Below are 21,810 nucleotides of genomic sequence, written 5' to 3' on the forward strand. Positions count from 1 at the left end.
GCTTCGACAAGGAGCCCGTTTTCCGGTTCTGCTTCAAGGACGGCAAGCTGATCGAGAAGAAGTCGTACGAGGTCGAGGCGCGGTAGCGCCGATCGCCCGTACCGGAGCTGTGGGGGAGTAGCTGTGGCAGGGCAGCCGATCAGGGTCGTGATCGCCGACGACGAGCCTCTGATCAGGGCCGGGATCCGGATGATCCTCATCTCGGACCCGGAGATAGAGGTCGTCGGGGAGGCCGCCAACGGTCGCGAGGCGATCGAGGCGGCGCGGGCGCACGCCGCCGACGTGGTGCTGCTCGACATCCAGATGCCGGTGCTCGACGGCCTCTCGGCGCTGCCGGAGCTGCGCCGGGCGGCGCCGGCGGCCCGGGTGATCGTCCTGACGACCTTCGGGGAGCGGGAGAACGTGCTGCGGGCGCTGGAGCACGGGAGTGCCGGGTTCCTGCTCAAGGACACGGCGCCGGCCGAGCTGATCGGGGCGGTCCGGGCGGCCGCGGCGGGGGACGCCTACCTGTCGCCGGCGGCGACCCGGCACGTCGTGGAGCGGCTCGCCACGAGCCGGGAGGCCGCCCGCGCCGAGCAGGCGCGGGGGCGGGTCGCGGCGCTGAGCGAGAAGGAGCGCGATGTGCTGGCGCTGCTCGGCGAGGGGCTGTCCAACGCGGACGCGGGCAAGCGGCTGCACATGAGCGAGGCCACGGTGAAGACGTACGTGAGCAGGATCCTCGCCAAGCTGGACTGCGAGAACCGCGTCCAGGCGGCGCTGCTGGCGCGGGACGCGGGGCTGTAGGCGTCGCGGGACGCGGGGCTGTGGGCGCTCCGCGGGGACGCGTCAGCCCGGGGTGTTCTCGGGGAGGCCGGCGGTGCCCGCGGCGTTGTAGCGGAGCAGGTACGCGGCGAAGTGGGCGAGGTCGTCGGCCGACCAGTCCTTGAGGCGTTCCTGGTAGGCGGCGCGGCGGTTGGTCCGAGCCGAGTCGAGGATCCTGAGGCCCGCCTCGGTGGGGTGCAGGACGTGGACGCGGTGGTCGTCGGGGGCCGGGCGGCGCTCGACCAGGCCGAGCTTCTCCAGGCCGGCGACCTGGCGGCTGACCGTCGACTTGTCCAGCAGGTAGTGGGCCGCGAGGTCGGTGGCCCGGCAGCCGCGCTGTTCCTCGATGTGCGCGAGGAGCGTGTACGAGACGAGCGGGAGCTCGGGGTGGACCCGGGCCGCCGCGGCGCGGGCCCGGCGGGCGAAGGCCGTCAGTTCGCGCTGGATGACGTCCACGGACGCTTCGCGTGGTGGCTGTGTGTCGCCGCCGGTCATGATGCGCTCCCTCTGCCGTGGTCGGGCGCTGTTCGCCCGCCATCCCCCTTCGGTTGTATAGTACAACGGTTGTTTAGTTGTAAAAGCCAACTATGGAGGTCTCGTGTCCGCAGGACCGAACACCACCGGTGCGTTGCGGCATGTCCTCGGACATCTGCTCACCCCCCTGCTGATGTGCGTCGGCATGGGCCTCGCCTACCTCGGCGCCTTCCACGCCCCCGCACCCCACGATCTGCGCGTCGACGTCGTCGGCTCGGGCCCCACCACCCAGGTCCTCGCGCAGACCCTCCAGGACAAGGGCGCGGGCGCCCTCGACGTCCGTACCGTCGCCGACCGGGCGACCGCCGTCACCGCCCTGCGCACCCAGGACAGCTTCGGCGCCTACATACCCGGCGAGAAGCCCGAGCTGCTCGTCGCCTCGGCCTCCTCCGACACCAGCGCCATGGCCGTGGAGAAGGTGTTCACCAAGGTCGCGGCCGGCCAGGACGCACCGCTGAAGGTCACCGACGTCACCCCCGTCGCCTCCGGCGACCCCACGGGGCAGGGCGTCTTCTTCCTGCTCGTCGCCCTCAGCATCGGCGCGTACGCGTCGGTCGCCGTCATCGGCGGAGCCGGCTCCGTCCTGCCCATGCGGATCAGGGCACTCCTCGCCGCCGGGACGTCCCTCGTCGTCAGCCTCGTCGGCACCCTGTTCGCCGGACCCGTCTTCCACCTCGTCGACCGGGGACTCGGCGGGGTGTGGGCGATGTCCTGGCTGTACGCGGCGGGCATCCTGCTCGTCGGCGTCGGCCTGCACACCTTCCTGCGCCGCTGGACCACCCTCGGCGTCATGGTGCTGTTCGTGATGCTCAACTTCACGAGCTCCGGCGGCATCTACCGGCCCGAACTCCAGCCCGGCTTCTTCGGCGCGCTGCACGCCTTCTGGAACGGCGCCGGCTTCGTCGAAGGCGTCCGCGGCCACGTCTACTTCGACGGGCACGCGGTCGGCGGACACCTCCTCACCCTCTCCCTCTGGCTCCTCGCCGGCATCGCCCTCGTCGTCACCGCCGGCCTCGCGGAAGCCCGCCGGAAGCCCGCGAACGGCCCGCACGTCCCGGCGGCGACCCAGGCCGGGACCACCGAGGCGACGGAGAAGAAGAGCCAGGAGGTGACGGAGGCGGAGACCGAGGAGGATATGGAGGAGGCGGTCGCGGTCTGAGCACCGCCCGCGCACGTTGTCCACAGGGCCTTGTCCACAGGGGGAGACGGCCGATCGGACACGGCTGTACGGTCGGGGCCGGATGATGTTGGACCATCGCATCGGGGGAGGGCGTCCCATGGACGAGAACAGGGTCGTCGTAGCGGGACAGCGCGGTACGGACGGAGGGCCCGCGGGCTCGCGCGTCCCGCACGTGCCGGGATTCGCGCGCCGCGCCGCCGTCGGCGGGGACGCGGACGGCGGGGCCTCCCCCAAGGAGCTGGGCAGGCGACTGCGCGAGACGGTCCCGCGCTCCGCGCACGACCGGCCCGCCCTCGCCGCCGACCGCCCCGACGCCGTCCGCGCCGTCGAGGAGTCGAACCGGGGCCGCGTCCCCGAGCTCGCGCCGCTGCGCGTCGGCAGGATGGCCGCGAGCCCCTTCGCCTTCCTCCGCGGCTCCGCCGGACTCATGGCCCACGACCTCGCCGTCACACCCGTCACCGGCATAGCCGCCCAGATATGCGGCGACGCCCACGCGGCCAACTTCGGCCTCTACGGCGACGCCCGCGGCCGGCTCGTCATGGACCTCAACGACTTCGACGAGACCGTCGTCGGCCCCTGGGAGTGGGACCTCAAGCGGCTCGCCACCTCCCTCGTCCTCGCCGGACGCGAGGTCGGCGCGAGCGAGGAAACGTGCCGGGCCGCCGCCTTCGACACCGTCGGCGCGTACCGGCGCACCATGCGCCTGCTCGCCCGGCTCCCCGCACACGACGCCTGGAACGCCATCGCCGACGAGGAGCTCGTCTCCCACACGGACGCCCGCGACCTCGTCGGCACCCTGGAGCGGGTCTCCGCCAAGGCCCGCAACAACACCAGCGCCCGCTTCGCCGCCCGGTCGACCGAGGCCGTCACCGACGAGGAGGGCGGCGGCCGCCGGTTCGTCGACGCGCCCCCGGTGCTGCGCCGGGTCCCCGACGCCGAGGCGGCCGAGGTCGCCCTCTCCCTGGGCGCGTACCTGGAGACCGTGTCCGAGGACCGGCTGCCGCTCCTCGCGCGGTACGCCGTCCACGACGTCGCCTTCCGGGTCGTCGGCACCGGCAGCGTCGGCACCCGCTCCTACGTCGTGCTGCTCCTCGACCACCGGGGCGAGCCGCTGGTGCTCCAGGTCAAGGAGGCCCGGCCGTCGGCGCTGCTCCCCCACCTGCCCGCCGGCTACACCGCGCCCGACCCCGGCCACGAGGGACGGCGGGTGGTCCTCGGACAGAAGCGCATGCAGGTCGTGAGCGACATCCTGCTCGGCTGGACCACCGTCGACGGGCGCCCCTTCCAGGTGCGCCAGTTCCGCAACCGCAAGGGCAGCGTCGACCCCGCCGCCCTCACTCCCGACCAGGTCGACGACTACGGCCGGATGACCGGCGCCCTGCTCGCCCGGGCCCACGCCCACAGCGCCGACCCCCGCCTCATAGCCGGCTACTGCGGCAAGAACGAGGAGCTGGACGAAGCCGTCGCCTCCTTCGCGGTCGGTTACGCCGACCGCACCGAGGCCGATCACGCCGATCTCCTCACCGCGATCCGCACCGGTCGCACCGTGGCGGAGCCGGGCGTCTGAGGACCGTAGGCTGGACGGGACGAGGCGGAACGAGGACTGGGCGGGCGTGGACGTGAGCGTGGACCAGGGCAAGAACGAGGAACCCGGGGACGAGCGGCCCGAGGCGCGTCTCGAACAGGCCGTGCGGGTGGCCGAGCAGGCGCTGATCGAGTTCGAGATCGCCGTGGAGACCTTCCGGGTCGAGGTGGACAACTTCTCGCGGCTCCACCACCAGAAGCTCGGTCCGATGTACGCGCGGCTCGACGAGCTCGACGCGCGGATCGCCGAGGCCCGGGCGGCGCGCAGCGGGGATCCGGAAGACCTGCGGAAGGCGCAGGAGGCACGGGCCGCGGTCATGCCGATGCCGGGAGTGGAGGAGCTGTTCCACGACTGGATCGACTCCGACGGCCTCTCCCCCGAGGCCGCCGCGATGCTCACCGACCGTCCCGTGCAGTCGCCGAAGCGGGTCCGGCCCGGTGAGGAGGCGCGCCGGCTCTACCGCGAGCTGGCCCGCAAGGCCCACCCCGACCTGGCCCGCGAGGAGGACGAGCGGAAGCGGCGCGAGGAGTTCATCACCCGGGTGAACGCCGCCTACGCCCGGGGCGACGAGGCGCTCCTGCGCGAGCTCTCCGCCGAGTGGGAGGCCGGACCGGCACCTGCCGAGGAGCGGCTCAGCGAGAGCGAGGAGCTGTACGCGCGCCTGGAGTGGCTGGCGGAGCGCAAGGACATGCTGTCGGCGCTGGCGCGGGAGCTGGAGGAGAGCGCGATCGGCGCGATGCTGCGGATGGCGCCGGACGATCCGGATCGGCTCCTGGAGGAGATCGCCGAGCAGCTGCTCGCGCAGGTTTCCGAGCGGGAGGCCCAGCTGACGGAGCTGGTGGAGTAGGTTTTCCGTGCGCTCGAGACAGCTCGGGCGGTACTGACGAGAGAAGGCCGTTCCCATGAATTTCTCCCCGCTGCCCTCGGTGGACGCGGCTTCCGTGCCGGTCGATGCCCTGGTGCTGGACGTCAGGGAGGACGACGAGTGGGAGGCCGGTCACGTCGAGGGTGCGCTGCACGTGCCCATGAGCGACTTCGTGGCCCGCTTCGGTGAGGTGACCGAGGCCGTGGCCGAGCGCGGCCGCGCCTATGTGATGTGCCGGGTCGGCGGCCGTTCCGCCCAGGTCACGCAGTACCTGGTGCAGCAGGGCATCGACGCGGTGAACGTCGACGGCGGCATGCTCGACTGGGCCGGCGCCGGCCGCCCGATGGTGTCGGACGACGGCGGCGCGGCCTTCGTCCGCTGACCGGCTCCTAGTCGAGCGGGTGGGCGGCCAAGAGGTCGCCCAGTGCCTCTTCGTGGGCGGCGGCGGGGCCGAGGGAGAGTTCGAGGTGCTTGGCCCAGGCGTGGTAGCGGTGCAGGGGGTAGTCGGTGTCGGCGCCGAAGCCCCCGTGCAGGTGCTGGGCGGTCTGCACCACGCGTCGCACGCCTTCGGACGCCCAGATCTTCGCTACGGCGACGTCCCCGGCGGCGGGGAGCGCCCCGTCGGCCCCGGTGGAGACGCGCCAGGCGGCCTGCCAGAGGGTGGCTTCCATGGCGCGCAGGTCGATGTAGCGGTCGGCGGTCTGGACGGCGACGGCCTGGAAGGTGGCCACGGGGTGGCCGAACTGCTCGCGCTTGCCGGTGTACTGGCTCGTCATGGTGAGGACGGCCTCGCCGAGGCCGAGGGCGAGCGCGCAGGTGCCGGTGGTGAGGATCGCGCGCAGCTGTTCCCAGGCACCGTCGGCGTCGATGACGTCGGCGTCCGTGAGGCGGACGTCGTCGAGCCTTAGTTCGGCGAGGAGTTCGCCGCTGGTGGAGTACTGCTCGGTGAGGCCGAGGCCCTCGTGGGTCCGGGGCAGCAGGGCGAGGACGGTGCGGCCGTCGGGGGTGTGCGCGGGGACGGCGATGAGGTCGGAGCCGTGGGCCCACGGGACGGCGGTCTGGAGACCGTCGAGGAGCCAGCCGGCGCCGTCGCGGCGGGCGGTGACGGCCAGTTCGGCGGAGTCGTGGCCGGTGCGCCCCTGGGAGGCGGCGGTGAGGACGAGTTCGCCGCGCCCGACACGGGGGAGCAGGGCGGCGGCCGTCTCCGGGTCGGCGTACCGCTCGACGGTCATGGCGACCGCGCTGGTCTCCAGGAGCGGGACGCGGGCGAGGACGCGGCCGGCTTCGCGCAGGACGAGGCAGAGCGCGACGGCGTCGAGGCCGGCGCCGCCGTGCTCGGGGGCCGTGACGAGGCCGAGCAGGTCGGCGGCGGCGAGGCGGGACCAGAGCCGTCGGTCGAAGTCGTCGGACACGGCACCCGGTGTGAGGGCGGGACTGGGTACCGCGTCGGGTACGACGTCCGCGAAGACCGCCTTGGCCGCCTCGGCGGCCGCCTGCTGCTCTTCGGTGAAGGTGAAGTCCACTGCCCTGCCCTCCCGTTGCCGTACCCGTCGCCGTCCCGGCTCTCCTGACGGACCGTCAAGATAGAACAGGTTCTAGGCGAAGGGAATGGAGGCGCGGGAGTTCGTCGGCCGTCGGAATCGGCGGCCGACGTCAGCGGCGGTGTCGGCGGGCCGTGGCGGTCGCCGGTGTCAGCGGCCGGTGGCGGTCGCCGGTGTCAGCGGTCGAAGTCGAGCTCCACGTCGGCGGTGACGGGATGGGACTGGCAGGCCAGGACGTAGCCGGCGTCGGTCTCGTCCGGTTCCAGGGCGAAGTTGCGGTCCATCCGCACCTCTCCGCCGACGACGAAGGCCCGGCAGGTGCCGCACACCCCGCCCTTGCAGGCGTACGGAGCGTCGGCGCGGGCGCGGAGCACCGTGTCGAGCAGCGTCTCGCCCCGGTCGACCGGCCAGGTGCCGGAGCGGCCGTGGAGGGTCGCGGTGAGCGTGGCGTGCGCGGGGGCGTCGGCCGCGGGGGCCGGGGCCGGCGCGGACCCGTCGTCGACGTGGAAGATCTCCTGGTGGATCCGGGAGCGGTCCACCCCGAGGCCGCGCAGGGCCTGTTCGGCGCCCTGGACGAGCCCGAACGGCCCGCAGAGGAACCAGCCGTCGATCTCGCCGACCGGCAGCAGCGCGGGCAGCAGCCCGGCCAGCCGCTCGCGGTCGAGGCGCCCGGACGGCAGACCCGCCTGCTGCTCCTCCCGGGAGAGGACGGTGACCAGCTGGAAGCGGTCCGGGTAGCGGTCCTTGAGGTCGGCGACCTCGTCCAGGAACATCGTGGACGAGGCGGTGCGGTCGCTCCGGACCAGGCAGAACCGGGCCTCCGGCTCACGGGCGAGCAGAGTGGCGGCCATCGACAGGACCGGGGTGATGCCGCTGCCGCCGACGACGGCCGCGAAGTGGCCGGGGCGCGGGGCGAGCGTGAAGCGGCCCATGGGCTCCATGACCTCGACGACGTCGCCGACGGCCAGTTCCTTGAGCGCGTACGTCGAGAACGAGCCGCCGTCGACGAGCCGGATGCCGACGCGCAGGACGGGGGCTTCGCCGGCCGGGGCCGCGGGGGCGCAGATCGAGTACGTGCGCCGGATCTCCTCGCCTCGTTCGCCGGCACGCCGCAGGGCGAGGTGCTGGCCGGGGAGGTGGCGGTAGGTGTCGTGGAGTTCGGGCGGGACCGCGAAGGAGACGGCCACGGAGTCGTCCGTGAGCCGCTCGACCTCGCTCACCCGGAGCGACTGGAATCCGGCCCGCCCGGAGCCTGAGGACGCCATCTACAACTCCTTGAAATGGTCGAACGGTTCGCGGCAGGCGGTGCAGCGGCGCAGTGCCTTGCACGCCGTGGACGAGAAGCGGCTGAGCAGCTCGGTCTCGGTGGAGCCGCAGTGGGGGCAGCGGATCGCGAGGGTCAGCGGCACCGGGCCGCCCGCGGGGCCCTGGGGGCGGGGCGGGGCGATGCCGAACTCGGCGAGCTTGCGCCGGCCTTCCTCGCTGATGTCGTCGGTGGACCACGCGGGGGCGAGGACGGTGACGACGGAGACCTCCGGCACGCCGTGCTCGTGGAGCGCGCGCTCGATGTCGGAGGTCATGGCCTCGATCGCCGGGCAGCCCGTGTAGGTCGGCGTGAGGGCGACCTCGACGCGGCCGGGGCCGAGGACCTGGACGCCTCGCATGACACCGAGCTCCTCCAGGGTGAGGACGGGCATCTCGGGGTCGAGGACCGCGCCGGCGATCCGGCTCAGTTCCTCTTCCAGGGCGGTCGTGGTCACCACGACGCACCCGGGTGGCTGCGGTGCAGGTGCTGCATCTCGGCGATCATCCGGCCGAAGGACTCGGTGTGCAGGCCCTGCCGGCCCGCTCCGGCCGCCCAGGCGCCGGTGCGCGGCCCGCCGGGCACGGTGAGCGTGGCCCGGCCGAGGACGTCGGTGACCGAGGCGAGCCAGGCGCTCTCCAGCGCCGCGTGGTCCAGGTCGATGCCGTCGACGGGCTGGAACAGCTCGCCGGTGTACCGCCACAGGGCGTCGCAGGCGCGCTGCATCCGGTCGTGGCTCTCGGCGGTGCCGTCGCCGAGGCGCAGGGTCCAGTGCTCGGCGTGGTCCTGGTGGTAGGCGACCTCCTTGACGGCCTTCGCGGCCAGGCCGGCGAAGGGGCCGTCGCCGGCGGCCAGCTGTCCGTACAGGAGCCGCTGGTAGGTGGAGAAGTACAGCTGCCGGGCGATGGTGTGGGCGAAGTCGCCGTTGGGCTGTTCGACCAGCTGGACGTTCCGGAAGGAGCGCTCCTCGCGGAGGTACGCCAGTTCGTCCTCGTCGCCGGCGAGCGAGAGCAGGACGCGGGCCTGGCCGAGGAGGTCGAGGGCGATGTTGGCCAGGGCGACCTCCTCCTCCAGGACGGGGGCGGCGCCGGCCCACTCCCCCAGGCGGTGGGAGAGGACGAGGGCGTCGTCGCCGAGGGCGAGGGCGGCTCCGGTGAACGCGGCGGCCTCGTGGGTGGTCGGGGTGCTCACAGGTGCTTCACCCCCTCCGGGATCTCGTAGAAGGTCGGGTGGCGGTAGGGCTTGTCCGCGGCGGGCTCGAAGAAGGGGTCCTTCTCGTCCGGCGAGGAGGCGGTGATCGCCGCCGAGGGGATGACCCAGATCGACACGCCCTCGCTCCTGCGGGTGTACAGGTCGCGGGCGTTGCGCAGGGCCATCTCCGCGTCGGGCGCGTGGAGACTGCCCGCGTGGGTGTGGGACAGTCCGCGGCGGGAGCGCACGAACACCTCCCACAGCGGCCAACCGTCGCTCGTCATGCCTGTGCCTCTCCGTGCGTGCCGGTGTGCTTCTCCGCGTAGGCCGCGGCTGCTTCCCTGACCCAGGCGCCGTCCTCGTGGGCCTGGCGCCGCTTGCTCAGCCGCTGGTCGTTGCAGGGGCCGTTCCCCTTGAGGACGTCCCAGAACTCGGTCCAGTCGATCGGTCCGAAGTCGTAGTGCCCGCGCTCCTCGTTCCACCGCAGGTCGGGGTCCGGGAGGGTGAGTCCGAGGGCCTCCGCCTGGGGCACGGCGATGTCGACGAACCGCTGGCGCAGCTCGTCGTTGGAGTGGCGCTTGATCTTCCAGGCCATGGCCTGGGCGGTGTGGGTCGACTCGGCGTCCGGCGGGCCGAACATCATCAGCGAGGGCCACCACCAGCGGTCCACCGCGTCCTGCGCCATGGCGTGCTGCGCTTCGGTGCCGCGGGAGAGGGCGAGCAGGGCCTCGTACCCCTGCCGCTGGTGGAAGGACTCCTCCTTGCAGACGCGGACCATCGCGCGGGCGTACGGCCCGTAGGAGCAGCGGCACAGCGGGACCTGGTTGGTGATCGCGGCGCCGTCCACCAGCCAGCCGATGGCGCCGACGTCGGCCCAGGTCAGCGTGGGGTAGTTGAAGATCGAGGAGTACTTCTGGCGGCCGGAGTGGAGCTTGTCGAGCAGCTCGTCGCGGCTGGTGCCGAGGGTCTCCGCCGCGCTGTACAGGTACAGGCCGTGGCCGGCCTCGTCCTGGACCTTGGCCATGAGGATCGCCTTGCGCCGCAGCGAGGGCGCGCGGGTGATCCAGTTGGCCTCCGGCTGCATGCCGATGATCTCGGAGTGGGCGTGCTGCGCGATCTGCCGGACGAGCGAGGCGCGGTACGCCTCGGGCATCCAGTCGCGCGGCTCGATCCGCTCGTCTGCGGCGACAGCGGCGTCGAACACGGCCTCGTAGGCGGCCTGCTCCGCCGCCACGGCCGCGTCCGAGCCGCCGGGCGCGCCCGTGCTCTCTGCCGTCCCTGCCGTCACTGCGGTCATCGGACCCCCTACCGACCGATCGTTCGGTTGAATCACTTCAATGGTGGGTCGACGGCCCGTATGGTGTCAACCCTGTGAATGACCGAGGTGGGCCGTTGGGGGGTCGGATCGGGATGGACCCGTACGTGGAAAGGGACGCGGTCGAGGCGGGCGACGACCGGCCCGGACCCGAGGAAGCGGAACGCCGGGAAGACGGTGCCGGGGCGGGTCGTGGCACCGGGATCACGGCCCTGTCGCTGCCGTACCAGGTCGTCGTCGCCGTGGCGCTCGCCGTCGTCGGGGTGTTCGCCTGCGTCCACCTGGCGATGGTGTTCCTGCACGTGGCGCCGTCCAACACGCTGACCCAGCGGCACGGCCAGGCCGTCGACGACTGGATCTACCCCGAGTTCGAACAGAACTGGAAGCTCTTCGCCCCGAACCCGCTCCAGCAGAACCTCTCCGTGGAGGTGCGCGCCGAGATCGCCGGCGAGGGCGGGGAGCTCCGCACCACCGACTGGATCGACCTGACCGCCCAGGACATCACGGCGATCCGCTACAACCCGATCCCCAGCCACTCGCAGCAGAACGAGCTCCGCCGGGCGGTGGACTTCTACCGGAGCTCGCACTCCGACGACAACCGCCCCAACGGGCTGCGCGGCCGCCTCTCGGAGCGGTACATCCACCGGATCGCGCTGCTCCGCCTGGACTCCGACCCGTCGCTCCACGGTTCCGACGTGCGGCGCATCCAGCTGCGCACCGTCACCCGCCCCGTGCCCGCCCCCGGGTGGAGCACCGAGAAGACCGACGCCACACCGTCCCACCGCGACCTCCCGTGGTGGCGGGTCACCGACGCCGACCGGCCCGCCGGAACCGACCGAAGCCGCACGGAGGCGGGCCGATGAACGAGCCGACGCCCATGAGCGGGGCGACGCCGGTGGCCGGACCGACATCGCTGACCGGACCGACGCCGGTGGCCGGACCGACACCGCTGACCGGACCGACGCCTGGGGGCGAGCCGACGCCGGTGAGCGGGCCCGCGGACGCTTCCGCCGCCACGCGCGTGCGTGCGGGGGAACCCTTCGACCGGCGGCTCGCCTGGGCCGTCCAGACCGTCACGGGCCGTTCCCTCGGCCCGTACCAGACCGCGATCGTGCGGATCGGCTTCTCGCTGACGTGGCTGTTCTTCCTGCTGCGCGAGATTCCGCACCGGAACGAGCTGTACGGGCCCGACGGCCCGTGGTCCTGGGACATGGCCCGGCGGCTGATGTCCGGCAACCACGCCTTCACCGTGCTCATGTGGTCGGACGGGCGGCTCTGGTTCGAGGTGGTCTACGGGCTCGCGGTGCTCTCCGCCGTGCTGCTCCTGGTGGGCTGGCGCACCCGGGCCGTGTCCGTGGTGTTCATGGTCGGGGTGCTCTCGCTGCAGAACCGCTCCATCTTCGTGGGCGACGGCGGCGACAACGTCCTCCACCTCGTCGCGATCTACCTCGTGCTGACCCGCTGCGGCCAGGTCTGGTCCCTCGACGCCCGGCGGGCGGCCCGCGAGGCACGGGCGGCCGCGGCCGGCGAACCCGAGCGCCGCGACCTGGCCGGTCCGCTGCTGTGGACCGTGCTCGGCGGCTTCCTCCTCGCCGCCACCTGGTTCGCCGACGTCACCGGTGAGTGGTGGCTGCTGGTGCTGATGTGGGTGCTGTGGCTCGGGAACGCGCTGTGGTGGGTGGTGTGCCGGAACGCGCCCGGGGAGCCGCGCATCCTGCTCGACGCCCTCGCCCACCTCGCGCACAACGCCGCCCTCGCCGTGATCATGGTCGAGGTCTGCCTGATCTACGCCACGGCCGGCTGGTACAAGATCCAGGGCTCGCGCTGGCAGGACGGCACCGCGCTGTTCTACCCGCTCCACCTCGACTACTTCTCGCCGTGGCCCGCCGTCTCGGGACTGCTCGGCGCCAGCGGGATCATGGTGATGCTGCTGACCTACGGCACGGTGATCGTCCAGGTCGCCTTCCCGTTCACGCTCTTCAACCGCAAGGTCAAGAACGTCCTGCTGGTCGCGATGATGCTGGAGCACGCCGGGATCGCCGTGCTCCTCGGGCTGCCGGTCTTCTCGCTCGCGATGATCTCCGCCGACGCGGTGTTCCTGCCCACGGCCTTCCTGGTGGCGCTCGGCGCCCGGGCGGGGCGGGGCAGGGACCGGCTCCTGAAGCGGCCCCCCGCGAAGGCGGTGCCCGAGCAGCGCCGTACGGGTGAGGAGCGGGGTCCCCGTACCCTCGTCGGGTGAGCACCACCGAAGAGCAGCCAGGAGCCGAGCGGGCCGAGCGGGCCGGGACCGCCGAGCCGGTCCAGTACGACGAGGGGTTCGGCCCCGAGGTCGGCGTCGGGCCGCACCCCCGCCCGTGGCCCGAGGGCGAGCGGTACGACCCCGAGCTGCTCGCCGGAGGCGACCGGCGCAACGTCGTGGACCGCTACCGGTACTGGACGCACGAGGCGGTGGTGGCGGACCTGGACACCCGGCGCCACGACTTCCACGTGGCGGTGGAGAACTGGGGACACGACTTCAACATCGGGTCGGTGGTGCGGACCGCCAACGCGTTCCTGGCGAAGGAGGTCCACATCGTGGGCCGGCGGCGCTGGAACCGGCGCGGTGCCATGGTCACCGACCGCTACCAGCACGTGCGGCACCACCCGGACACCGAGTCGCTGACCTCGTGGGCGGCGGCCGAGGGCCTGCCCGTCATCGGGATCGACAACCTGCCGGGCGCCGTGCCGCTGGAGCGGACCGTGCTGCCCCGCCGCTGTGTGCTGCTCTTCGGGCAGGAGGGCCCCGGCCTCACCGAGGAGGCCCGCGCGCACGTGGAGATGGTCTGCTCGATCGCCCAGTTCGGTTCGACCCGGTCGATCAACGCGGGGGCCGCCGCCGCCATCGCCATGCACGCGTGGGTGCAGCGGTACGCGGAGATCGAGACCCCCTGAGGGGGTGCGGAGGCCCTGAGGGCCCCCGCACCGCCCGCCGGGTCAGGCCTGGCGGCGGACCTCCACCACCCGGAAGCGGTTGGAGACGAAGGCGCCGTCGCACAGCGCCGCGTTCGCCGCAGGGTTGCCGCCGGAGCCGTGGAAGTCGGAGAACGCGGCCGTCTGGTTCACGAACACGCCGCCCGTGAGGTTCAGCGACAGCTGCGCCGACTCCTCCAGGCAGACCTCCTCCACCGCGCGCTCGGTGTCCGCCGAGGTGGTGTAGGCGCCGACGGTCATGGCGCCCTTCTCGCGGACCGTGCGGCGGAGCAGCTCCAGGGCGTCGGCGGTGGAGTCCACCGAGACGGCGAAGGAGACCGGGCCGAAGCACTCCGAGAAGTACGCGGCCTGGGCGTCCGGCTTGGAGCCGTCCAGCTTCACGATGACCGGGGTGCGGACCACGGCGTCCGGGTACTCCGGGTTGACCACCTCGCGGGAGGCGAGCGCCACCTCGCCCAGACCGGCGGCGGCCTCCAGGCGCGCCTTCACGTCCGGGTTGACCAGGGCGCCGAGCAGGCCGTTCGCCCGGGCGTCGTCGCCGAGCAGGCCGCCGACCGCGCCCGCGAGGTCGGCGACGACCTCGTCGTACGACTTGGGGCCCTGGTCGGTGGTGATGCCGTCGCGGGGGATCAGCAGGTTCTGCGGGGTGGTGCACATCTGGCCGCTGTAGAGGGACAGCGAGAACGCCAGGTTGGACAGCATCCCCTTGTAGTCGTCGGTGGAGTCGACCACGACCGTGTTGACGCCGGCCTTCTCGGTGTAGACCTGCGCCTGGCGGGCGTTCTCCTCCAGCCAGTCGCCGAACTCGGTCGAGCCCGTGTAGTCGATGATCCGGATCTCTGGACGCACGGCCAGGGTCTTGGCGATGCCCTCGCCCGGGCGCTCGACGGCGAGCGCCACCAGGTTCGGGTCGAAGCCGGCCTCGGCGAGCACCTCGCGGGCGACCCGGACGGTGAGCGCGAGCGGCAGGACCGCGCGCGGGTGCGGCTTGACCAGGACCGGGTTGCCGGTCGCGAGCGAGGCGAACAGGCCCGGGTAGCCGTTCCAGGTGGGGAAGGTGTTGCAGCCGATCACCAGGGCGATGCCGCGGCCGACCGGGGTGAACTCCTTGCTGAGCTCCAGGGGGTCGCGCTTGCCCTGGGGCTTGGACCAGCCGGCCCGGCCGGCGGGGGTGCGGGTCTGCTCCGCGTACGCGTACGCCACGGCCTCAAGGCCGCGGTCCTGGGCGTGCGGGCCGCCGGCCTGGAACGCCATCATGAACGCCTGGCCGCTGGTGTGCATGACCGCGTGGGCGAACTCGTGGGTGCGGGCGGAGATCCGGGCGAGGATCTCCAGGCAGACCAGGGCGCGGGTCTCGGCCCCGGCGTCCCGCCAGGCGGCCGTGCCCGCGCGCATGGCGGGGAGCAGGACGTCGATGTCGGCGTGCGGGTACTCGATGCCCAGGGACGGGCCGAACGGCGAGGTCTCGCCGCCGGTCCAGCCGTCCGTGCCGGGCTGGTCGAGCTCGAAGCGGGTGTTCAGCAGGGCCTGGTGCGCGGCGAGGCCGGCCGCGGCGTCGAGCGAGCCGTCCGCGCCGTACGCCTTCGGGTGCTCGGGGTACGGCGACCAGTAGGCACGACTGCGGATGGTGTCGAGTGCCTGGTCGAGCGTGGACCGGTGCTTCTCGGCCAGACGGTCGGTGGTCAGCTGAGCGATGGCCATGGATGGACCAACTCCTCGTCGAGCTGGGCAGGGAGACGCGTACGGAGTTAGAGTAACCGAACGATCGGTCGGGACAAGGGGGTCCGTCGATCCTGTGGAAAACCCATCGGGGAGGATCACTCCTATGAGCGCCAACGTGACCGTCAGGGGGAGCGACGACGTGACCGCCAGTGAGACCGCAGCCGTGGGCCCGGACCGCACCGTCGCCGTGGTCGGCACCGGAACCATGGGCCAGGGCATCGCCCAGGTCGCCCTGGTCGCGGGCCATCCCGTGCGCCTCTACGACAGCGCCCCCGGCCGGGCGACCGAAGCCGTCGCGGCCCTCACCGCGCGCCTGGACCGGCTCGTGGAGAAGGGGCGCCTCGACGCCGCCGCGCGCGAAGCGGCCGTCGGCCGGCTGTACGCGGCGGAGGACCCCGCCGAGCTCGCCGACGCCGCCCTCGTGATCGAGGCGATCGTCGAGGACCTCGCGGTCAAGCAGCGGCTCTTCGCCGACCTGGAGAAGATCGTCGGCGACGACACCGTGCTCGCCACGAACACCTCCTCCCTCTCCGTCACCGCCATCGCGGGAGGACTCGGGCTCCCCGGCCGTTTCGTCGGACTGCACTTCTTCAACCCGGCGCCGCTGCTCCCGCTCGTCGAGGTCGTCAGCGGCTTCGCCACCGACGCGGACGTCGCCACGCGCGCGTACGAGACGGTGAAGGGCTGGGGCAAGACGCCGGTGCGCTGCGCGGACACCCCGGGCTTCATCGTGAACCGGGTCGCCCGCCCCTTCTACGCGGAGGCGCTGCGGGTGTTCGAGGAGGGCGGGGCCGACCCCGCCACCATCGACGCCGCCCTGCGCGAGTGCGGCGGCTTCCGCATGGGACCGTTCGAGCTGACCGACCTCATCGGCCAGGACGTGAACGAGGCCGTCACCCGCTCGGTCTGGGAGTCCTTCTACCAGGACCCCAAGTTCACGCCCTCGCTCGCGCAGCGGCGGCTCGTCGAGTCGGGCCGGCTCGGCCGCAAGACGGGCCACGGCTGGTTCTCGTACGCGGAGGGCGCCGAGCGGCCCGAGCCGCACACGGCGCCGCCGGCGGCGGCGCCCGAGTGGATCACCGTCTGCGGTGACCTCGGGCCGGCGGATCCGCTGGTGGGGCTCTTCGAGGCGGCCGGAATCACCGTCTTGACCAAGAAGGGCGGCGCGCACATCGAGCTGCCGGGCGGCGGCGAGCTCAGCCTCGCGGACGGCGAGACCTCCTTCGAGTACGACGAGGAGGCCATCATCTACTTCGACCTCGCGTACGACTATGCGGCCGCGAGCCGGATCGTGCTGTCGGCCCGCGAGGACATCGACCCCGGCGTCCTCGCCGAGGCGGTGGGGCTCTTCCAGGCGCTCGGCAAGAAGGTCTCCGTGATCGGGGACGTGCCGGGCATGATCGTGGCCCGCACGGTCGCGATGCTGGCCGACGTCGCGGCCGACGCGGTCGATCGGGGCGTTGCGACCGCCGAAGACATTGACACGGCGATGCGGCTCGGGGTCAACTACCCGGCCGGACCGCTGGAGTGGACCGGGAAGATCGGCCACCGGCGCACCTGCGGGCTGCTCCGGGAGCTGCACAAGCGGTACACGACCGGCCGGTACGCGCCGGGGCTCGGCCTCGTGCGCCGGGCGGCCGCCGAGGGCGGGGAGGACTCCAGATGACCACGGCGAAGCGCGACACGTACACCCCCGAGACGCTGCTCTCGGTCGCGGTGCGGATCTTCAACGAGCGCGGCTACGACGGCACGTCCATGGAGCACCTGTCCAAGGCCGCGGGGATCTCGAAGTCCTCGATCTACCACCACGTGTCCGGCAAGGAGGAGCTGCTGCGGCGGGCGGTCAGCCGGGCGCTCGACGGGCTCTTCGCGATCCTCGACGAGCCGGGGGCCGAGCGCGGCCGGGCCGTCGAGCGGGTCGAGTACGTGACCCGGCGGACCGTCGAGGTGCTGATAGCGGAGCTGCCGTACGTGACGCTGCTGCTGCGCGTGCGGGGCAACACCGCGACCGAGCGGTGGGCGATGGAGCGGCGCCGCGAGTTCGACCACAAGGTGGCCGACCTGCTGAAGGCCGCCGCCGCCGAGGGCGACCTGCGGGCGGACGTGGACATCCGGCTCGCCACCCGGCTCCTCTTCGGCATGATCAACTCACTGGTCGAGTGGTACCGGCCGCACCCGGAGTCGACCGCGGAGCGCGACCAGCTCGCCGAGACCGTCGTGCACCTGGCCTTCGACGGGCTCCGGGCGACCCACTGACCTGTCGCACGGGCGCCGCGGGGCCGTCGTGCGGGCCGCTGGCGGTCGTGCGGGCCCCGCTCGTCGTCGTACGGGCCGTGTCACCTTCGTAGGGCCCACCGGGTCCGTCGTACGGGCTGCTGAAGCCCGTGGGCGGGCCCGGCCCTGTTCCGGGCCCCCGGCCGGCCCCCGTGCGCCCGCTGATCACCCGTACGGCCCAGTGGGGGCCGTCAGCGGCCCGGGTCCCGGTGGTCGGGGTCGAGGTCGGTCTCCTCGAAGACCAGCAGGGTCCGGGTGGAGAGGACCTCGGGGATCGACTGGAGCTTGGTGAGCACCAGCTCGCGCAGGGTCCGGTTGTCGGGGGTGTGGACGAGCAGCAGGACGTCGAAATCGCCGCTGACCAGGGCGATGTGCGCGGCTCCCGGCAGTGCCTGGAGCTGTTCGCGCACGGTCCGCCAGGAATTCTGGACGATCTTGAGCGTGATGTAGGCGGAGGCGCCGTGCCCCGCCCGTTCGTGGTTCACGCGCGCGCTGAAGCCGCGGATCACCCCGTCGTCGATGAGCCGGTTGATCCGCGCGTACGCGTTGGCCCGGGAGACGTGCACCCGCTCGGCCACGGAGCGGATCGAGGCGCGACCGTCCGTCTGCAGGATGCGCAGGATGTCGCGGTCGATCGCATCGAGCGGGCGCGCCGGCGGCCCCGGCAGCCCCGCCGCGGGTCCCGGCGCGACGACCTGCTCCCAGTCCTCGGCCATTTGTTCATCCGCCATGTGCCCCCGCCTCTCTCCGGTGGACGACCTGCCCTTATCCCAGGCTGTGGAGAACCGTTTGTCCACAGGCTGGAGGTGCCTGTAGCCAAAATGCCTCCACGACCGAACAATCGGTAGGTGAGGCGCGCCACACTCGCGCCACCCGCCTTCGGGTCTTATGCCCGCTCCCACGAGGAGGTGGACTCGTTGCAACAGCGCAGTTCGACAGTCCAAGAGCCGCCCGCCGCCGTCGACGCCTACCGGCCCACCCCGCCGCCGGCGTGGCAGCCGCGGACCGACCCCGCCCCGCTGCTGCCCGACGCCGAGCCGCTGCGCGTGCTCGGCACGGACGCCGTGGCCGACGCCGACCCCGCGCTGCTGCTGCGGCTGTACGCGGAGCTGATCCGCGGCCGCCGGTACAACACGCAGGCCACCGCCCTCACCAAGCAGGGCCGGCTCGCCGTGTACCCGTCCACCACCGGCCAGGAGGCGTGCGAGATCGCCGCCGCCCTCGCCCTGGAGGAGCGGGACTGGCTCTTCCCCTCGTACCGCGACACGCTGGCGGCCGTCGCCCGCGGCCTCGACCCCGTGCAGGCGCTGACCCTGCTGCGCGGCGACTGGCACACCGGGTACGACCCGCACGAGCACCGCATCGCGCCGCTCTGCACCCCGCTCGCCACCCAGCTCCCGCACGCGGTGGGCCTCGCCCACGCCGCCCGGCTCAAGGGCGACGACGTCGTCGCGCTCGCCATGGTCGGCGACGGCGGCACCAGCGAGGGCGACTTCCACGAGGCCCTGAACTTCGCGGCCGTCTGGCAGGCCCCCGTGGTCTTCTTCGTCCAGAACAACGGCTTCGCGATCTCCGTGCCGCTCGCCAAGCAGACCGCCGCCCCCTCCCTCGCCCACAAGGCCGTCGGATACGGGATGCCGGGCCGGCTCGTCGACGGCAACGACGCGGTCGCCGTCCACCAGGTGCTGACCGAGGCCGTGGCCCGCGCCCGGCGCGGCGGCGGCCCCACCCTGGTCGAGGCCGTCACCTACCGGATCGACGCGCACACCAACGCCGACGACGCCACCCGCTACCGGACGGCCGGCGAGGTCGAGACCTGGCGGGCACACGACCCGATCCTGCTCCTCGAACGGGAACTGACCGAGCGCGGCCTGCTCGACGAGGACGGCCGGCGCGCGGCGGCGGAGGCCGCCGAGACGATGGCCGCGGAGCTGCGCGAGCGGATGAACGCCGACCCGGTGCTCGACCCGATGGAGCTGTTCTCCCACGTGTACGCCGAGCAGACGACGCAGCTGCGCGAACAGGCGGCGCAGCTGCGCGCCGAGCTCGAAGCCGAGGGTGAGGCGTGATGACGACCGCGACGACCGGCCCCGCGGCGGCCAAGGCCGCCGGGAAGGCCAAGCCCGCCACGATGGCGCAGGCGCTCCAGCGCGCCATGCGCGACGCGATGGCCGAGGACCCGACCGTCCACGTGATGGGTGAGGACGTCGGCACCCTCGGCGGCGTCTTCCGGGTCACCGACGGACTCGCCAAGGAGTTCGGCGAGGACCGCTGTACGGACACGCCGCTGGCCGAGGCCGGCATCCTCGGCGCGGCCGTCGGCATGGCCATGTACGGCCTGCGGCCCGTCGTCGAGATGCAGTTCGACGCCTTCGCCTACCCGGCGTTCGAGCAGCTGCTCTCGCACGTGGCGAAGATGCGCAACCGCACCCGCGGCGCGGTGCCGATGCCGATCGTCATCCGCGTCCCGTACGGCGGCGGCATCGGCGGCGTCGAGCACCACAGCGACTCCTCCGAGGCCTACTACACGGCCACCCCGGGACTGCACGTCGTCACCCCGGCCACCGTCGAGGACGCCTACGGGCTGCTGCGCGCGGCCATCGCCTCCGACGACCCGGTGGTCTTCCTGGAGCCCAAGCGGCTCTACTGGTCCAAGTCCGACTGGTCCCCCGAGGCGCCCGCGCCCGTCGAGCCGATCGGCAAGGCCGTCGTGCGGCGCCAGGGCACCGGCGCCACCCTGATCACCTACGGCCCCTCGCTGCCGGTCTGCCTGGAGGCCGCCGAGGCCGCCCAGGCCGAGGGCTGGGACCTGGAGGTCGTCGACGTCCGCTCCCTCGTGCCCTTCGACGACGAGACCGTCTGCGCCTCGGTGCGGCGCACCGGCCGCGCGGTCGTCGTCCACGAGTCGACCGGCTTCGGCGGCCCCGGTGCGGAGATCGCCGCCCGGGTGACCGAGCGCTGCTTCCACCACCTGGAGGCACCGGTGCTGCGGGTCGCGGGCTTCGACATCCCGTATCCGCCGCCGATGCTGGAACGGCACCACCTGCCGGGCGTGGACCGGGTCCTCGACGCGGTGGCGCGTCTCCAGTGGGAGGCGGGGAACTGATGGCCCAGGTGCTGGAGTTCAAGCTGCCGGACCTCGGTGAGGGACTCACCGAGGCCGAGATCGTGCGCTGGCTGGTCGCCGTCGGCGACGTCGTCGCCATCGACCAGCCGGTCGTCGAGGTCGAGACGGCCAAGGCCATGGTCGAGGTGCCCTGCCCGTACGGCGGTGTCGTCACCGCCCGGTACGGCGAGGAGGGCACCGAACTGCCCGTCGGCGCACCGCTCCTGACGGTCGCCGTCGGCGGCACGGGCGCGCCCGAGGAGCTCGCGGAGGCCGTTCCCGAAGCGGCACCCACGGCGGGCGGGTCCGCCGCCGCGGAAGCCGTCTCCTCGGAGTACTCGGGCAACGTGCTCGTCGGGTACGGCACGGCCGAGCCCGCCGCCCGCCGCCGCCGGGTCCGGCACGCGAACCCGGCCGCCGCCCAGTCGCCCGTCGCCGCTCCGGTCGCCGCTCCGGTGCCCGCGGCGGTCCAGGCCCCCGTGGCCCTCGTGTCCGCCGGGCAGGCGGGCCCGGTGCCCGTCATCTCGCCGCTCGTGCGGAAGCTGGCCAGGGACCGGGGGATCGACCTGCGGGAGGTGCCCGGATCGGGTCCCGAGGGGCTGATCCTGCGGGCCGACGTGGAGCTGGCCATCGCGGCCCTCGAACGGCCGGTCGCCGCCCCGGCGCCCGCCCCGAGCCCGGTCGCGACCCCCGTCGCGGCGGCCGGCGAGCGGATTCCGCTGCGCGGGATCCGGGGCGCGGTGGCGGACAAGCTGTCCCGGAGCCGTACGGAGATCCCGGACGCGACCTGCTGGGTCGACGCCGACGCGACCGAACTGATGGCGGCCCGGGCGGCGATGAACGCGGCGGGCGGGCCGAAGATCTCGCTGCTCGCGCTCCTCGCCCGGATCTGCGTCCACGCCCTGGACCGGTTCCCCGAGCTCAACTCCACGGTGGACACCGCAGCCCGGGAGATCGTCCGGCTGCCGTCCGTGCACCTCGGCTTCGCCGCCCAGACCCCGCGCGGTCTGGTCGTCCCCGTGGTCAAGGACGCGGGGCGGCGCACGGCCGAGTCGCTGACGGCCGAGTTCGCCCGGCTGACGGAGGCCGCCCGGGAGTCCGCGCTGACCCCGGCCGATCTGACCGGCGGCACGTTCACCCTGAACAACTACGGGGTGTTCGGGGTCGACGGCTCCACGCCGATCATCAACCACCCCGAGGCGGCCATGCTCGGCGTCGGGCGGATCATCCCCAAGCCCTGGGTGCACCAGGGCGAACTGGCCGTCCGCCAGGTGGTGCAGCTCTCGCTCACCTTCGACCACCGCGTCTGCGACGGCGGCACGGCGGGCGGCTTCCTGCGGTACGTGGCGGACTGCGTCGAGCAGCCGGCGGTGCTGCTCCGCACGGTCTGACGGATCGTCCGGCCCGTCTCTCTCCGTGGGAC

At 73.1% G+C, this 21,810-nt stretch carries 22 protein-coding genes; 13 read left to right on the plus strand and 9 right to left on the minus strand.

The window, feature by feature from the left end; all coding sequences use genetic code 11:
- The first annotated feature begins 123 nt into the window (after positions 1–123).
- A complete protein-coding gene (locus ACFCY7_RS18720; protein ID WP_376486305.1) occupies positions 124–783 on the plus strand; it encodes a response regulator in 660 nt (219 codons plus the stop codon).
- A gap of 42 nt (positions 784–825) precedes the next feature.
- Here the strand turns inward: ACFCY7_RS18720 and ACFCY7_RS18725 are convergent, their stop codons facing one another.
- A complete protein-coding gene (locus tag ACFCY7_RS18725) occupies positions 826–1,296 on the minus strand; it encodes a MarR family winged helix-turn-helix transcriptional regulator (RefSeq protein ID WP_376486308.1) in 471 nt (156 codons plus the stop codon).
- A 103-nt stretch (positions 1,297–1,399) separates the two neighbouring features.
- On the opposite strand from ACFCY7_RS18725, the gene ACFCY7_RS18730 reads away from it, so the two are divergent.
- From ACFCY7_RS18730 to ACFCY7_RS18745, 4 genes are all read left to right on the plus strand, one after another.
- Positions 1,400–2,494, plus strand: coding sequence for a hypothetical protein (locus tag ACFCY7_RS18730; protein WP_376486311.1), 1,095 nt, complete (start codon positions 1,400–1,402; stop codon positions 2,492–2,494).
- Positions 2,495–2,612: 118 nt separating this feature from the next.
- Positions 2,613–4,082 carry a DUF2252 domain-containing protein gene (locus ACFCY7_RS18735; protein WP_376486314.1) on the plus strand — a complete coding sequence of 490 codons (1,470 nt, stop codon included), beginning with the start codon at positions 2,613–2,615 and terminating at the stop codon, positions 4,080–4,082.
- 46 nt (positions 4,083–4,128) lie between these two features.
- A complete protein-coding gene (locus ACFCY7_RS18740) occupies positions 4,129–4,947 on the plus strand; it encodes a hypothetical protein (protein ID WP_376486315.1) in 819 nt (272 codons plus the stop codon).
- A gap of 55 nt (positions 4,948–5,002) precedes the next feature.
- Entirely contained in the window at positions 5,003–5,347 is a 345-nt protein-coding gene (locus ACFCY7_RS18745) for a rhodanese-like domain-containing protein (protein WP_376486317.1), read from the plus strand.
- A gap of 7 nt (positions 5,348–5,354) precedes the next feature.
- Here the strand turns inward: ACFCY7_RS18745 and ACFCY7_RS18750 are convergent, their stop codons facing one another.
- The 6 genes from ACFCY7_RS18750 to paaA all read right to left on the minus strand — a co-directional run bounded on the left by ACFCY7_RS18750 (position 5,355) and on the right by paaA (position 10,297).
- Positions 5,355–6,488 carry an acyl-CoA dehydrogenase family protein gene (locus ACFCY7_RS18750; RefSeq protein WP_376486318.1) on the minus strand — a complete coding sequence of 378 codons (1,134 nt, stop codon included), beginning with the start codon at positions 6,486–6,488 and terminating at the stop codon, positions 5,355–5,357.
- A gap of 194 nt (positions 6,489–6,682) precedes the next feature.
- Complete coding sequence (locus ACFCY7_RS18755) at positions 6,683–7,771, minus strand: 2Fe-2S iron-sulfur cluster-binding protein (RefSeq protein ID WP_376486320.1); 1,089 nt, start codon at positions 7,769–7,771, stop codon at positions 6,683–6,685.
- Positions 7,772–8,269, minus strand: a complete 498-nt coding sequence (gene paaD, locus ACFCY7_RS18760; protein ID WP_376486323.1) for a 1,2-phenylacetyl-CoA epoxidase subunit PaaD — start codon at positions 8,267–8,269, stop codon at positions 7,772–7,774.
- A complete protein-coding gene (gene paaC, locus ACFCY7_RS18765) occupies positions 8,263–9,000 on the minus strand; it encodes a 1,2-phenylacetyl-CoA epoxidase subunit PaaC (RefSeq protein ID WP_376486326.1) in 738 nt (245 codons plus the stop codon). Before paaC ends, paaD begins: the two co-directional genes overlap by 7 nt.
- On the minus strand, positions 8,997–9,284 hold the full coding sequence (gene paaB, locus ACFCY7_RS18770) for a 1,2-phenylacetyl-CoA epoxidase subunit PaaB (RefSeq protein ID WP_376486330.1): 288 nt from the start codon (positions 9,282–9,284) through the stop codon (positions 8,997–8,999). Before paaB ends, paaC begins: the two co-directional genes overlap by 4 nt.
- Positions 9,281–10,297 carry a 1,2-phenylacetyl-CoA epoxidase subunit PaaA gene (gene paaA, locus ACFCY7_RS18775; RefSeq protein ID WP_033201485.1) on the minus strand — a complete coding sequence of 339 codons (1,017 nt, stop codon included), beginning with the start codon at positions 10,295–10,297 and terminating at the stop codon, positions 9,281–9,283. The genes paaB and paaA overlap by 4 nt, the downstream gene beginning before the upstream one ends.
- Before the next feature lie 125 nt (positions 10,298–10,422).
- Here paaA and ACFCY7_RS18780 point away from each other — a divergent pair, with 125 nt between their 5' ends.
- The 3 genes from ACFCY7_RS18780 to ACFCY7_RS18790 are packed head-to-tail and all read left to right on the plus strand — an operon-like array spanning position 10,423 to position 13,246.
- A complete protein-coding gene (locus ACFCY7_RS18780) occupies positions 10,423–11,178 on the plus strand; it encodes a DUF5819 family protein (protein ID WP_376486333.1) in 756 nt (251 codons plus the stop codon).
- Positions 11,175–12,554, plus strand: a complete 1,380-nt coding sequence (locus ACFCY7_RS18785) for an HTTM domain-containing protein (protein ID WP_376486336.1) — start codon at positions 11,175–11,177, stop codon at positions 12,552–12,554. Before ACFCY7_RS18780 ends, ACFCY7_RS18785 begins: the two co-directional genes overlap by 4 nt.
- Positions 12,551–13,246: a TrmH family RNA methyltransferase gene (locus tag ACFCY7_RS18790; RefSeq protein WP_376486339.1), complete on the plus strand. Its 696-nt coding sequence runs from the start codon at positions 12,551–12,553 to the stop codon at positions 13,244–13,246. The genes ACFCY7_RS18785 and ACFCY7_RS18790 overlap by 4 nt, the downstream gene beginning before the upstream one ends.
- Positions 13,247–13,288: 42 nt before the next feature.
- Here ACFCY7_RS18790 and paaN read toward each other — a convergent pair whose 3' ends face one another.
- Positions 13,289–14,986, minus strand: coding sequence for a phenylacetic acid degradation protein PaaN (paaN, locus tag ACFCY7_RS18795; RefSeq protein WP_376486341.1), 1,698 nt, complete (start codon positions 14,984–14,986; stop codon positions 13,289–13,291).
- Between the two features lie 124 nt (positions 14,987–15,110).
- On the opposite strand from paaN, the gene ACFCY7_RS18800 reads away from it, so the two are divergent.
- The gene (locus ACFCY7_RS18800; RefSeq protein ID WP_376486344.1) at positions 15,111–16,673 is read left to right on the plus strand and encodes a 3-hydroxyacyl-CoA dehydrogenase; all 1,563 of its coding nucleotides are present in this window, start codon (positions 15,111–15,113) and stop codon (positions 16,671–16,673) included.
- The gene (locus ACFCY7_RS18805; protein ID WP_376486347.1) at positions 16,670–17,263 is read left to right on the plus strand and encodes a TetR/AcrR family transcriptional regulator; all 594 of its coding nucleotides are present in this window, start codon (positions 16,670–16,672) and stop codon (positions 17,261–17,263) included. The genes ACFCY7_RS18800 and ACFCY7_RS18805 overlap by 4 nt, the downstream gene beginning before the upstream one ends.
- Before the next feature lie 209 nt (positions 17,264–17,472).
- On the opposite strand, the gene ACFCY7_RS18810 is transcribed toward ACFCY7_RS18805, so the two are convergent.
- Positions 17,473–18,012 carry an Lrp/AsnC family transcriptional regulator gene (locus ACFCY7_RS18810; protein ID WP_376486350.1) on the minus strand — a complete coding sequence of 180 codons (540 nt, stop codon included), beginning with the start codon at positions 18,010–18,012 and terminating at the stop codon, positions 17,473–17,475.
- A gap of 177 nt (positions 18,013–18,189) precedes the next feature.
- Between ACFCY7_RS18810 and pdhA the strand changes: the two genes are divergently transcribed.
- From pdhA to ACFCY7_RS18825, 3 genes are read left to right on the plus strand one after another with little or no spacing between them, the layout of a single operon-like run.
- Entirely contained in the window at positions 18,190–19,350 is a 1,161-nt protein-coding gene (pdhA, locus tag ACFCY7_RS18815; protein WP_376486414.1) for a pyruvate dehydrogenase (acetyl-transferring) E1 component subunit alpha, read from the plus strand.
- Complete coding sequence (locus ACFCY7_RS18820; RefSeq protein WP_376486353.1) at positions 19,350–20,387, plus strand: alpha-ketoacid dehydrogenase subunit beta; 1,038 nt, start codon at positions 19,350–19,352, stop codon at positions 20,385–20,387. The genes pdhA and ACFCY7_RS18820 overlap by 1 nt, the downstream gene beginning before the upstream one ends.
- Positions 20,387–21,778: a dihydrolipoamide acetyltransferase family protein gene (locus ACFCY7_RS18825; RefSeq protein WP_376486356.1), complete on the plus strand. Its 1,392-nt coding sequence runs from the start codon at positions 20,387–20,389 to the stop codon at positions 21,776–21,778. Before ACFCY7_RS18820 ends, ACFCY7_RS18825 begins: the two co-directional genes overlap by 1 nt.
- The last annotated feature ends 32 nt before the right edge of the window (positions 21,779–21,810 follow it).

The sequence above is a fragment of the Streptomyces sp. NPDC056361 genome (assembly GCF_042262805.1).
Taxonomy (GTDB): domain Bacteria; phylum Actinomycetota; class Actinomycetes; order Streptomycetales; family Streptomycetaceae; genus Streptomyces.